The 12,286-nt window shown below is 57.0% G+C and carries 14 protein-coding genes; 3 read left to right on the plus strand and 11 right to left on the minus strand.

Features of this window, described 5'->3' with window-relative positions:
* The 5 genes from CH74_RS19865 to CH74_RS18685 all read right to left on the minus strand — a co-directional run.
* On the minus strand, nt 1-1,780 hold a 1,780-nt coding region (locus CH74_RS19865), incomplete at its 3' end, for a methyl-accepting chemotaxis protein (protein WP_048308308.1).
* A 189-nt stretch (nt 1,781-1,969) separates the two neighbouring features.
* Nucleotides 1,970-3,121, minus strand: coding sequence for a methyl-accepting chemotaxis protein (locus CH74_RS20105; RefSeq protein WP_367379129.1), 1,152 nt, complete (start codon nt 3,119-3,121; stop codon nt 1,970-1,972).
* Nucleotides 3,064-4,113, minus strand: coding sequence for a cache domain-containing protein (locus tag CH74_RS20110; RefSeq protein ID WP_082140447.1), 1,050 nt, complete (start codon nt 4,111-4,113; stop codon nt 3,064-3,066). Before CH74_RS20110 ends, CH74_RS20105 begins: the two co-directional genes overlap by 58 nt.
* A 195-nt stretch (nt 4,114-4,308) precedes the next feature.
* Complete coding sequence (locus tag CH74_RS14835; protein WP_048308309.1) at nt 4,309-4,740, minus strand: host attachment protein; 432 nt, start codon at nt 4,738-4,740, stop codon at nt 4,309-4,311.
* Between the two features lie 122 nt (nt 4,741-4,862).
* Nucleotides 4,863-5,000, minus strand: a complete 138-nt coding sequence (locus tag CH74_RS18685; RefSeq protein WP_156181544.1) for a hypothetical protein — start codon at nt 4,998-5,000, stop codon at nt 4,863-4,865.
* A gap of 152 nt (nt 5,001-5,152) precedes the next feature.
* Here CH74_RS18685 and CH74_RS14840 point away from each other — a divergent pair, with 152 nt between their 5' ends.
* Nucleotides 5,153-5,623, plus strand: coding sequence for a hypothetical protein (locus CH74_RS14840; RefSeq protein WP_048308310.1), 471 nt, complete (start codon nt 5,153-5,155; stop codon nt 5,621-5,623).
* Here the strand turns inward: CH74_RS14840 and speE are convergent, their stop codons facing one another.
* The 3 genes from speE to hemE are packed head-to-tail and all read right to left on the minus strand — an operon-like array spanning nt 5,624 to nt 7,943.
* Complete coding sequence (gene speE, locus CH74_RS14845) at nt 5,624-6,487, minus strand: polyamine aminopropyltransferase (protein WP_048308311.1); 864 nt, start codon at nt 6,485-6,487, stop codon at nt 5,624-5,626. It lies immediately after the preceding gene.
* Nucleotides 6,484-6,876, minus strand: coding sequence for a VanZ family protein (locus CH74_RS14850; RefSeq protein WP_053070789.1), 393 nt, complete (start codon nt 6,874-6,876; stop codon nt 6,484-6,486). The genes speE and CH74_RS14850 overlap by 4 nt, the downstream gene beginning before the upstream one ends.
* A gap of 2 nt (nt 6,877-6,878) precedes the next feature.
* Nucleotides 6,879-7,943, minus strand: a complete 1,065-nt coding sequence (gene hemE, locus CH74_RS14855) for a uroporphyrinogen decarboxylase (RefSeq protein ID WP_048308312.1) — start codon at nt 7,941-7,943, stop codon at nt 6,879-6,881.
* A gap of 134 nt (nt 7,944-8,077) precedes the next feature.
* On the opposite strand from hemE, the gene ribA reads away from it, so the two are divergent.
* Together ribA and CH74_RS14865 are read left to right on the plus strand one after the other, a co-directional pair.
* On the plus strand, nt 8,078-8,713 hold the full coding sequence (gene ribA / locus CH74_RS14860) for a GTP cyclohydrolase II (protein ID WP_048308313.1): 636 nt from the start codon (nt 8,078-8,080) through the stop codon (nt 8,711-8,713).
* A gap of 46 nt (nt 8,714-8,759) precedes the next feature.
* A complete protein-coding gene (locus tag CH74_RS14865) occupies nt 8,760-9,443 on the plus strand; it encodes a hemolysin III family protein (protein ID WP_048308314.1) in 684 nt (227 codons plus the stop codon).
* Here CH74_RS14865 and CH74_RS14870 read toward each other — a convergent pair.
* The 3 genes from CH74_RS14870 to CH74_RS14880 form a co-directional block, all read right to left on the minus strand.
* Nucleotides 9,433-10,992: a Na+/H+ antiporter NhaC family protein gene (locus CH74_RS14870; RefSeq protein ID WP_048308315.1), complete on the minus strand. Its 1,560-nt coding sequence runs from the start codon at nt 10,990-10,992 to the stop codon at nt 9,433-9,435. The two genes, CH74_RS14865 and CH74_RS14870, sit on opposite strands and share 11 nt — an antisense overlap.
* Nucleotides 10,993-10,997: 5 nt before the next feature.
* Entirely contained in the window at nt 10,998-11,630 is a 633-nt protein-coding gene (locus CH74_RS14875) for a glutathione S-transferase family protein (RefSeq protein ID WP_048308316.1), read from the minus strand.
* Between the two features lie 120 nt (nt 11,631-11,750).
* The gene (locus CH74_RS14880; RefSeq protein WP_048308317.1) at nt 11,751-12,047 is read right to left on the minus strand and encodes a hypothetical protein; all 297 of its coding nucleotides are present in this window, start codon (nt 12,045-12,047) and stop codon (nt 11,751-11,753) included.
* Between the last annotated feature and the right edge of the window lie 239 nt (nt 12,048-12,286).

The following is a 12,286-nucleotide window of genomic DNA, read 5'->3' on the forward strand; positions in this document are numbered from 1 at the left end:
TGTTCGAGGAGTTGTCGATCAGCTCCTTGATCTGTTGGGCGGCATCGGCGCTGCGACCCGCCAGTTGGCGTACTTCAGACGCCACCACCGCAAATCCTCGGCCCTGCTCACCGGCTCGAGCAGCCTCTACGGAAGCGTTAAGCGCGAGCAGATTAGTCTGGAAGGCAATACCGTCCATCACCGTGACGATCTCTGCAATCTGCTTTGATGACGCATCGATCTCGTCCATGGTCTGCACCACGTTGGAGACCACCTGCCCGCCGCGAGTCGCCACTTCAGACGCTGATTCGGAGAGCTTGTTGGCCTGACGGGACGACTGGGCGGTGTGCTCGACGGTGCTGGTCAGCTGCTCCATTGAGGCAGAGGTTTCCTGAATATTCGACGCCGCCGTCTCGGTGCGACTGGACAGATCCTGCCCACCCATGGCGATTTCAGAAGCGGCGGTGCGTACGGATTCGCTACTGTCCCGCACGTCCAGCAATACGTCGTTGATTTTGTCGGCGAAGGCGTTGAACTGGGTGGCGAGCTCTGCGGTTTCGTTGCGTCCTTTCACTGGCAAGCGCTGGGTCAGATCACCGTTACCCGAAGCGATATCTCGCATGCGATCCGCCAGTTGACGCAGCGGCCGGGCGATACTGGAGCCCATGAACCAGCTGGCCCCCAGCCCCAGACCAGCAATCAGTAATCCCATCAGACTCATGCCTAGGATGTCAGTCCTGCGCTGTCCTTCCATGTCCGCTTGGAGAACGTGCAGATCCGCTAGAACGGCGCTTTCAGGTAAGCGAATCGACAGCACCCAAGGCTTGGAATTATCGCCTACAGAGAAAGGCCAGTAGAGCTCGAACTGGCTATCAGCCTCATCCAGGCCATAAATCGCATCGCCGCTCTGCGCTTTAGCAAGTCCTGCAAGCGCTTTTGCAGTCAACGACTGTTTGGCCAGTGTACTGAGATTATCTGCCTTTCCCGTATCGGCGCCGATCACACCGCCAGATGAGATCAACCGCATTTCGCCCGCGCCTTCATAAAGCGATTGATTGGCCTCATTCAACAACGATTGCAAAAAATCCAATGACAAATCGACTCCAGCAATACCGCGGAATTCATTATCAACAAGAATTGGCGCGCTAAACGAAGTAAGCATGGTCATTTCACCGTTACCGAAATCGTAAAGAAACGGATCGGTAATACAGGCGCGCTTGGTATCCTTTACGCACAGATAGTATTCCCCTGTACGAATCCCTCGGGAATCAAGCGCCTGATTTTCCATACCTTCCAGCGCAGAAATCAATAATTCGTCGTTTTCACCCCGATACCACAAGGGCATGAACCGTCCAGTTTCATCGGCACCCGCGACAGTTCTATCGAGGAAGTCCTTATCACTATCAAAGGCGTTTGGCTCCCATCCCACATAGGCATCCAGAATGTCAGGGTTTTCGATGACGGTATTGCGCGTCAGATTCGAAATTTCTTCGCGCCCGATATCCAAAAGAGAATTGCCGTTTTCATCGCGCTGACCCATCAAGGCATTGGTGTCTGCCAGATTACGACCCAGGGTCAAGGCATGCTCCAGCTGGCGCTGTACGGTCTCGGCTTGCGCCGAGGCCAACACCATTAGTCGCTCCTTGACGTTGTTTTCGATCAATTCCTGAGTCTGGGTTTCCACTGTTGCCTGGGAGCGAGACGTAGACACAATCGAATAGACGACCAGCGCGATGACGGCACTGAGAATACAGGCGCCGACAAGCATGACGACGAAGGTGCGTAGCGATCTGAAATGCATGGGCTGATGCCTCGATATCATAAATCTTATTTAACGCGGGTTTATATTGGTTATCGGCACCAAAGGAATAAGGTTGAGTTGTTATTGGTTAAGCCATGCTAATGGCTGCCCGATCTTCGCGGAATGGACTTCTTCAAACGCAAGCGGCCCAGGCAACTGCCCGGGCCGCTTTGTTTGTTGGATTCGATGTCAGGCTAGCTCATGCTCCTGATAGTCAGCGGTTTGCCGCGACGAGACAGGCTGTGTCAACGGCGCTCTGTGTTCTCGCCGTGCCGCTAATGTAAACGCCCCTACGATCTGAGCAAGCCGCTGGGACTGCTCCTGCAGGTGACCGGCAGCGGTGGTGGATTCCTCCACCATGGCGGCGTTTTCCTGGGTCATGCGATCAAGCTCCGCGACCGCCTGATTGACCTGGCCGATGCCCTGGCTTTGTTCGTTGGTGGCGGCGCTGATCTCGCCCAGCACGTCGGTCACTCGGGCCACACTTGCCACGATTTCGTCCATGGTGGCGCCGGCGTTACGCACCAGCTCCGCACCGGCCCGGGTCTTGTTCGAGGAGCTGTCGATCAACTCCTTGATCTGCTGGGCGGCGGCGGCGGCGGCGCTGCGACCTGCCAGCTGGCGTACTTCACTGGCCACCACCGCAAACCCACGACCCTGCTCCCCGGCTCGAGCAGCCTCTACGGAAGCGTTGAGCGCCAGCAGGTTGGTCTGGAAAGCAATACCGTCCATGACCGTGACGATCTCGGCAATCTGTTTTGAGGATGCATCGATGTCATCCATGGTTTGCACCACGTTGGAGACTACCTGGCCGCCACGGGTCGCCACTTCCGAGGCGGACTCGGAAAGCTTGTTGGCCTGCCGAGACGACTGGGCGGTGTGCTCGACGGTGCTGGTCAGCTGCTCCATGGACGCGGAGGTCTGCTGCAGGTTCGAGGCTGCAGTCTCGGTGCGACCGGACAGATCCTGGCCGCCGGCGGCGATCTCGGACGCCGCGACCCTTACGGATTCGCTGCTGTCCCGCACATCCAGCAGTACGTCGTTGATCTTGTCGGCGAAGGCGTTGAACTGGGTCGCCAGCTCTGCGGTTTCGTTGCGCCCTTTCACCGGCAAGCGCTGGGTCAGGTCGCCGTTACCTGAGGCGATATCCCGCATGCGATCCGCCAGTTGACGCAGCGGACGCGCGATGCTGGAACCCACGAACCAGAGGGCAATTAACCCTGCGGCAGCAACCAGTAGGCCAACCAGCAACATGCCGATGATACTGTTGGTGCTTTGGCTTCTCAGATCACTTTTAAGCAACTGCAAATCCGCCAGTACCACTGCTTCAGGCAATTGCACCAATAGCGTCCAGTACACCCCGGAGTTGGCGATCTCGAAGGTAGATACAGCTCAACTTGTCCTGCTTGTGTATCCCAATGTGTCGTTGGCTTGTTGCCTGTCAGACTTTTCAGATGCTCGGCTACATCCTTGTCGAGTACGTCTGCCGCCAAAGTACCTAAACGTTTGTCGTTCGGCGTATAGCCAACCAGGCCACCTAGCGGAGCGATCAGCGCCATGCTGCCGGCACCCTCGTAAAGCGCACTATTGGCCTTGACCAGACTTTGCTGAATGAACGCTGTGCCCAGGTCGGCGCCGGCTACGCCGCGAAACTCACCCTCCACAATGACTGGCACATTGAATGAAGTGGCGGATTCAAAAGCATCGTCGTCGAATTCGAGGGGCACCGGATCGATGATGCAAGGGCTCAGGGTCTGCTTGGGACAGGTGTAGTACTCGTTTGCTCGAACGCCGAGCGCGATAATTTCGTCACTGTTGATATCGTCGAGCAGATCGACATCGATCTCCCCTTCTTCGGTGCGATACCACCAGGGTGTGAAGCGTCCATTGGCAAAGTAGCCGTCCATTTCGCGACCGGTAAAAAACTGATCGACGTCAAAGGCATTGGGCTCCCAGCCAATATACAACGCGTCCAGCTCCGGGTGATCGCGCAGCGTTTCTCCAATCAGATTTGAAAGCTCATCTCGATTCATCCATAGCTGAGGCGTTCCATTGGAGCCTTTCTCTCCCATCAATTCGTTGGTTTTTGCCAACATGGAGGCCACTGCCATAGGTATGTCCAGCTGGCGCTGAATCTGCCCCGCCTGAGCCTGACCGAGCGCAACCAGCCGCTCATCGATAGCCTCTTCGAGCAGCGCTTGGGTGCGGGTTTCCACCGTGTTCTGAGTGTGAGAGGCAGTGACCGTGGTATAGACCAACAGCGCCGCCACCACGAACAGCAGACAGGCGCCTGCTAGCGCCACAATAAAAGTGCGAATGGATTTGAAATGCATGATCGATATTGTCCCGTTCCGGTTCTTGTACGCCTGGGATGACATGTAATGACTAGCACAGGGCGTTTAGCGTCCTATCGACCTGAAGGGGTAAAACTTTAGTCTTAACTAAAGAGACAAATGGAACAGAAGGGAAGATCAAGGGTGTTTCAAGGTAGCAAACGGCCGCACCCTGAGAGAGCGCGGCCGACAGGTTCATTTGGCGTAAGGTTTGGCGAGCTTTTCTGTGATCTCCTCGACGCTGGCCTTGGAATAGTCCTTATCGATTTCCTTGATCACCATGTCCCGGGTATTGGAATCCATCTTCTCGCGCAAATGCCCCAGAAACTGCGGCGCGGCAGCAATTACGAAATTGTCCGCCTTGCCTTGTGAACGCGCATTCTTCAAGTAATCTGCCACCTCCTTGGCGAAGAACATGGCGTGTTTCTCCGAAGTGGCGTCATCGTCGCCGGTTTGGTGCTGCTGCCCACTGCCGCTGGTTGCGGCACCTTCCCCACCGGTACGTAGATCGCCGGTATGCTCCCGGCTCTCCGGATGTACCAGATTGTCAATCTCTTGGGTATTACCTGCTGCGTGAGCAAACACACGGGCGCGGGCCGCGTCGGAAACCACGATGTAGGTGGTCATGACGTCTCCTTTTCCATTGATGATCCAGCGTATTAAACACTTTAAATAGTTGACGAATAACTGCCTTTTGGCAAGCGATCCAAACATGTCCAGGCTCGGTTGCAAAGGTGATAACGGCGTAATCAGTTCATGTACCCGGCGTGACTGATGACCATGGACTGGCCGGTCATGGCATTGGTCAGGAAAGCCGCCAAGAGCTTGGCAAAATCGTGACCGATACCGCTGGCGTTTCCGGTCACGATACAAACATTACCTTTCATGTTGATGACCATCCTGCTGTGAGAAACGTGAAGAAGTAAGAAATATTACTGAGAACAACTAGTCGTTTCCTGCAGGAGGAAACTGGTAGTATCCGGTTTTGATCAAATGCCGCGTCCTGAACGACCCTATCGACTATCCGGGAGTACTGCCGATGGGCACCCTCTTTTCACTGCGTCATCCTCTACCACGACGCACCTTGGTCTTCTGCCACAGCGTGGCGCAATTGTGTTGGCTGCTGGGCGGAATTGCCTGGCTGATCCGCAAGAGTCCCCTGATGACTTCTGCCACCTGGCTAGATGCCTGGCCGACCCTGGTATTCGGTGCGGCCATGATCCTGCTGGCCATGGTGGGCACTCGTCTACTCGGTGAGTTTTTGATGCTGCCTCATCATGTAAGACACCAGCTCCAAGGACTTCTACCCGGCTCGGTGGTGACTCGCTCTTTCGAGCGCCGTCCGGGCATGTACGATCCTGCGGATGCCTGGGTCAATGAGGTCAAGCCGGTGCCGGAAGACGAGGGTGTAGTCGGGGATGCCCGCGTGCTTGAGCCACGCCGTAAGCTGACCCCTCGAAACACGGCCGAGAACCCTGACGCGAATCGTCAGGGCACTAGTTTTCAATGATTAACCTTTCAAGATACGACGCATGAAGGGCGGGAGCGCCAAGGCTCCGCGATGAATCGCCGCGCTGTAGTAATCCAGAGCAAGCTCGGTCGTGCTAGCGGCGTCTTCCCGGAAGGTGTTTACATCCATTCCCTTGCCCGCCAGGGTGGCGCTCCACCAGCCGGAAGGATAAACGGGCTGTGGAAACGGCAGCGTGGCCACGCTATCGAAACCGGCTTTCTGCATGTCCTCGCGCAGTTCGCGAATGATGCTGCCGCTGTGATAAAGCGGTGACTCGCTCTGCTGCACCATCACGCCTCCATCGCTCAGCAGGCGGTGACATTTGGTCAGGAAATCGACCTTGAACAACCCTTCCGCAGGGCCGACCGGGTCGGTGGAATCGATAATGATGACATCGACACTACCCGCGGGGCCCGCATCTACCCATTTCACGCCATCCTCGAACAGTAGCTCCGCTCTCGGATCATCATTGGATTCGGTCAGTGCCGGGAAGAAGCGTTCGGACGCCTTAGTGACCTCTTCATCGATATCGATCTGGGTAACCTTTTCCACGCCTGGATGCTTCAACACCTCCCGCAGAGTGCCGCAGTCGCCACCGCCGATAATAACCACTCGCTTCGGATCGGCGTGAGTGTATAGCGCCGGATGCGCCATCATCTCGTGATAGAGAAAGTTGTCACGATCCGTGAGCATCACGCAGCCATCGAGCAACATCAGATTGCCATAGGTCTCGGTGGCATAGACCTCGAGGTGCTGATAAGCACTCTGTACGTCGTGGAGTTTCTCGGTGACCTTGAGGGAGAAGGCACTGCCTTCGCTTGAAAAGATTTCCGTGAACCAGCTGTCGTCGAGTCGTTCGCTCATTGGGTGTCCTTGCGATAGTTCTTCGAAAAGGGATAGTCGTTCAGAAGGTGGCGAAGGGCCGTAAGCAGTAGCACTGCCAGCGCCGCCCCTAGGGCATTGGCCAGCATGTCCTGGGGGTCGCCGCCGTAACGCCCGGGAGCGATGACCTGGGCATATTCGATGATCACGCCATAGCCTGATGTCACCAGCCAGGCAAGCCACAATCGCAGCCCGGCAAGCCCTGTCAGAAAACCGAGCACGGCGTAGCCGAGGAAGTGGTTGAGCTTGTCCCAAGGCAGGTTCTTCGGCATTTCATTGCCGGGGGTCAGGCTTCCCAACGCGATGGCCAAGGCGGCGGCCAGGGCCAACAGTGCCCATAGCCAACGCTTCTCGAGTAAGCGTCGTATCATACTCAACGCTGGTGGTACGCCGGACTCAATTCATGCAGCGCGTCCATGAAGGCGGTGACATGCTCCGGATCGGTGAACTGGCTAATGCCGTGGCCCAAGTTGAAGATGTGCCCAGGGCCGGCACCGTAGCTTGCCAGAACACGGGCTACTTCGGTCTTGATTGCCGCCGGATTGGCGAACAGTACGTTAGGGTCGAGATTGCCCTGCAGTGCCACCCGATCGCCCACCCGGTTGCGTGCATCGGAAAGCTCCGTGGACCAGTCGAGGCCGATCGCGTCGCTGCCTGCCTCGGCGATATGCTCGAGCCACTGACCGCCGTTCTTGGTGAACAGGATCACCGGCACCCGACGGCCCTCCTGTTCGCGGATGAGCCCCTCGACGATCTTTTTCATGTAGCGCAGGGAGAATTCTAGATAGGCTGGAGTCGACAGCGCCCCGCCCCAGGTATCGAAAATCTGTACTACTTGAGCGCCGGCGCGAATCTGGGCGTTGAGATAGTCAGTAACCGCCTGGGCCAGCAGATCCAGCAGTTTGTGCATGCTGTCCGGGTCGTCGTAGAGCATCGTCTTGACGTAGCGGAAATCCTTGCTGGAGGCGCCTTCGACCATATAGGTCGCCAGGGTCCAGGGACTGCCGGAAAAACCGATCAAAGGCACCCGGCCGTTGAGCTCGCGGCGGATCGTGCTGACCGCGTTCATGACGTAATCCAGGTCCCGCTCTGCATCCGGCAGCTTGAGGGCATCGACTGCCGCAGCGCTGCGTACCGGCTTGCGAAACTTGGGGCCTTCGCCGGTCTCGAAATAAAGCCCGAGCCCCATGGCATCCGGAATGGTCAGGATGTCCGAGAACAGGATGGCCGCATCCAGCGGATAGCGCTCCAGGGGCTGCAGAGTGACCTCGCAGGCCCGGGCGGTATCGCGGCATAGATCCATGAAGCTGCCGGCCTCGCCGCGTACCCGGCGATACTCAGGCAGATAGCGCCCGGCCTGGCGCATCATCCAAACGGGAGTGCGATCCACCGGCTGGCGGGCCAGGGCACGAAGAAAACGGTCGTTCTTGAGTTCCATCGAAGTCTCATCAAGTCGCGAATTTGCCGCCATTGTAACGGATGGCGGCTCCCGGCTGTTATAATGCGACTCTTTTCTCCGCGATCGCGTCCATGCCTTCCCGTGAGGCTCGCTCGCGTCTATCGAGGTTCAACGTGACGATTCGTTTTATCGCCGCTTCCAAGCTGCCGACTCCTTGGGCCACCTTTATCATGCATGGCTTCGAGGACGAGGCCACCAGTAAGGATCATATTGCCCTGACCCTGGGGGATATCACCGATGGGCTACCGGTGCTCGGGCGCGTGCATTCCGAGTGCTTGACCGGGGATGCGCTGTTCTCGATGCGCTGCGACTGCGGTTATCAGCTGCAGGAAGCTCTCAAGCGCATTGCTTTGGAAGGACGTGGCGTGCTGCTCTATCTGCGCCAGGAGGGCCGAGGCATCGGACTACTCAACAAGATTCGCGCCTATCATCTGCAGGATCAGGGCTTGGACACCGTCGAGGCCAACGAGCATTTGGGCTTTGCCGCAGACCTGCGCCGCTACGATCTGTGTGTCCCTATGCTCGACCATCTTGGCGTCGCTGCCCTCAAGCTGATGACCAACAACCCACGCAAGGTCGATGCGTTGACGCGAGACGGGGTGATCATCAGCGAACGATTGCCGCTGACCACGGGTCTAAATTCACATAATGAACAATACCTTTCGACCAAGGCTGGCAAGCTCGGTCATATGATGGCACTGGACGACTTCACCCGGGCCGGGGATGAGAACAAGCAGCACAAGCCCTGAGCAGTATTATCCGATGCTGTCGTTTTTCACTTGCAGAGGATAATCGATGAACCGCTCGCAACCGAAAGAAAGCGCTATCAAGACCAGCGAATATAGCGTTGTCGAAGAGCTGCTCAATAGCATCAGCCACGGCATCGGCGCAGCCTTGAGTCTTGCGGGCATGGTAGTACTGATCGTGCTGGCAAGTCTTGCAGTCCACGTGGACCCTTGGACCATCGTCAGCGTGAGCCTTTACGGCGCGACGCTAGTGCTGCTCTATACCGCCTCGACGATCTATCACGGTATCCGTCATCCACGTGCCAAGCGACTTTTCAAGCTGCTGGATCACTGTGCCATCTATGGCCTGATCGCCGGCACCTATACTCCCTTTCTATTGGTCAATATGCGCGGTCCTTTAGGCTGGACGCTGTTCGGCGTGATCTGGAGTCTGGCGCTCGGCGGTATCGCGTTGAAGCTGGTCTGGCCTCATCGCTTCGGCGTGCTGCGGGTTGCGATCTATCTGGTCATGGGCTGGCTGATTCTGCTCGCCGCCGGCGAAATGGGCGAATATATGTCCACCACCAGTATCGCACTGCTAGTCGCCGGTGGCGTCACCTACACGCTCGGTGTGATCTTCTACGCCATTCGCGCCATTCCCTATCATCACGCCATCTGGCATTTGTTCGTGCTCGGCGGCAGCATCTTTCACTACTTCGCGGTGTATACCGCCGTGCTGTCTTTCAAAGTCTGACGCTCTCTTCAACCGTTTCCGGCATCGGACTTCCCCACAGTCGGCTAAGCGCGAACGCCAGCAGCAGTAGTGTAATCACACCGGCCACAAACGCCGCGATGTTCGAGTCGGTCAATCCCACCACGAGAAAAGCCACGATGGCGGACACGCCTGCACTGATCGCATAGGGCAGCTGGGTACGCACATGGTCAATATGGTCACAGGATGACCCCGCCGAGGACAGGATGGTGGTATCGGAGATTGGCGAGCAGTGATCGCCGAAGATACCGCCGCTGAGCACTGCGGCGATGGCCAGGGCTAACGGCAGGTCGAGAGCTGCCGCTACCGGCATGGCGATGGGAATCATGATGGCGAAGGTGCCGTAGGAGGTACCGGTGGTGAAGGCTACCACGGCTCCTACCAAAAATAGCAGTACAGGAATCAGACTCGGTGCGATGCCCTGCTGAGCCAGGGTCACGATATAGTCCGCGGTGCCCAGCTCCGCGGTTACGTTACCGATCGACCAGGCCAGGGTAAGAATGATGTAGACCAAGGTCATGCTCTTGAAGCCCACGACCACGATCTCCATTGCCTCACGGAAATTGAAGCGCTTTTGCTGCATGCCCATGACAAGGCCCACTATCGATGCCAGAAAGGTCGCGATCAGGATCGACTTGCCGCCTTCGGCTTCCCCCACGGCGGTCACCAGATCGTTGTCGGGAAAGTTGCCGGTCCACAGGAATAGCGGCGGAATCAGACCCACCAGTACGGCGATAGGCACCAGCATGTTGCGCTTGCGGGACGCCAGGCCGGAGGTGTCCGCCATCTCGCGAACTTCCTCATCCGAAGGCGGCTGTGCCCCATCCGCCAGAAGCTTACCGGTACTGCGTGCACGATGCTCGGCCTGGGCCATGGGGCCAAAGTCCCACTGGGTAATGACCACCAACAGGATCATCAGCAGGGTCAGCCAGGCATAGAAGTTCAGCGGGATCGTGGTCAGATACATCAGATATTCGGAGCCGGTAATCTGCATCGCATTGAGTTGGGTGCCGATCAGCCCCATCAAGAAGACGACCCAGGTGGAAACCGGCCCGAGCAGACACATGGGAGCGGAGGTGGAGTCGACGATATAGGCAAGCTTTTCTCGAGAGACTCGCATGCGATCCGTGATCGGGCGCATGACGCTACCCACGGTCAGCGCGTTGAAGTAATCCTCGAAGAAGATCAGCACGCCGAATCCCATGGTAGCCCCTTGCGCGCCCCGAGCGGACTTCACCTTCGTCGAAATACTCTTGGCGATGGCATCGGCACCGCCGGTGCGCTGCAGCACCGTGATCAAGACCCCGAACAGACCGCAGTAGATCAGTACTGTCGCGCTCCATTCATCCCCGACGCTGGGAATGATGAAGTCGCCGAAGCTTGAGTAAAGTCCCGCTGCGGGGTTCCAGCCGTTAAGCATGGTGGCCCCAAGCCAGACACCGCAGAAAAGCGCAGGAATGACGTTACGAGTGAGTAGCGCAAGCAAGATCGCCAACAAGGGCGGCAACAGGGAGAGAAGTTCGAACTGCATATCGCTTATGCCTTGGCTTCATCATGGGCTGACTGTTCGCGCTGTTGAGCGGCGTCACGGGCGGGTCTTGCGTAGCAGCGCTTAAAATACGCCTCCAAGGCATCCGGCAATGGCTGTTTTGCACCCCGCGCCCAGCTCAGGGTATGTCCCAGCATGATATCCGCGATGGTGAATTCATCGTCTACCAGCCAGCCCTGGCCATCGAACTCGCGCTGTAATGCCGCCAGCGCCCGCTGGAACTCCCAGGCGGCGGTCGGAATCACGGCGGGCACACGACGCTCCTGGGGCAGAGCGAACTTATGCTTGCCTAACGTCCACAGCGGCTGCTCCAGTTCGCTTACGATGAAGAACAGCCACTGGTCGAGCTTTGCCCGCTTGATTGGATCGTCGGGCATCAATGCTCCCTGTCCATAGCGCTCGGCCAGATAGCGACAAATCGCCGCCGATTCAAACAGCGTCAGATCATCATCCTTGAGAGCCGGCACCTTGCCATCCGGATGGTGTGCCAGATATTCGCTACTTTGTCCCTCGCCGGAGGCCAAATCGACAAACTGGCAGCGATAATCGAGACCCAGCTCTTCAAGGGTCCAAGCAACCCGCAGCGAACGACTATTGTGGTAGGAATAGAGAGTGATCATTGAATGCCCCGGCTATTGCATGATGGGCGTAGTGTAGCCGGTAGCGGAATGCGTGACGTTGTTCCAGACACAAAAAAGGCCCTAACCGGGCCTTTTTCGAATTTGTGTGCCTGTGGCATCTTACCAATCGGTAGCGTGACCGACTTTAGGCTTTTCAGCACCAATATGTTCATTGGTATCAGTAAACTGAGTGCGATACTCGGTATGATTCGCGATGTAGCGTGCATGCTCCGCGGCGGCAGCACTTTCGCCACTGTAGCGCTGTTTGAAGTCGGTGTTGGCGAGTTCGTGACCTACGCTGCTGTGTTGCAGCGACTCACTGTTGGCTTCCATGGCGCGATGAGTGGCAACACTTGCCTGAGCTGCGACAGGTAGTAGTGCAATAGCGATAGCGGCAACCGTCATTTGTAGCTTCATGATTATTTCCTCTCTGTATTTGAGCCGATGTCTATTTGATGAGGATCATTATGCTACCAAGCTAATTAGACTGCTAACAAATATTGCCAATGACTTCGATTACTTTTCACTATCGCTTCATTGAGTTTTCTAGCTCGGCTTTTACAGCTTGCCTCGCCGAGACAAGCTGTAACAAGCACGCTAGGGCCTGTAGACGTTTCATTCACGGCCGCGCTGGCGCCAGTTTTTATTCGGGGCAA

Source organism: Halomonas sp. PR-M31 (genome assembly GCF_001039575.1).
Taxonomy (GTDB): Bacteria; Pseudomonadota; Gammaproteobacteria; order Pseudomonadales; family Halomonadaceae; genus Modicisalibacter.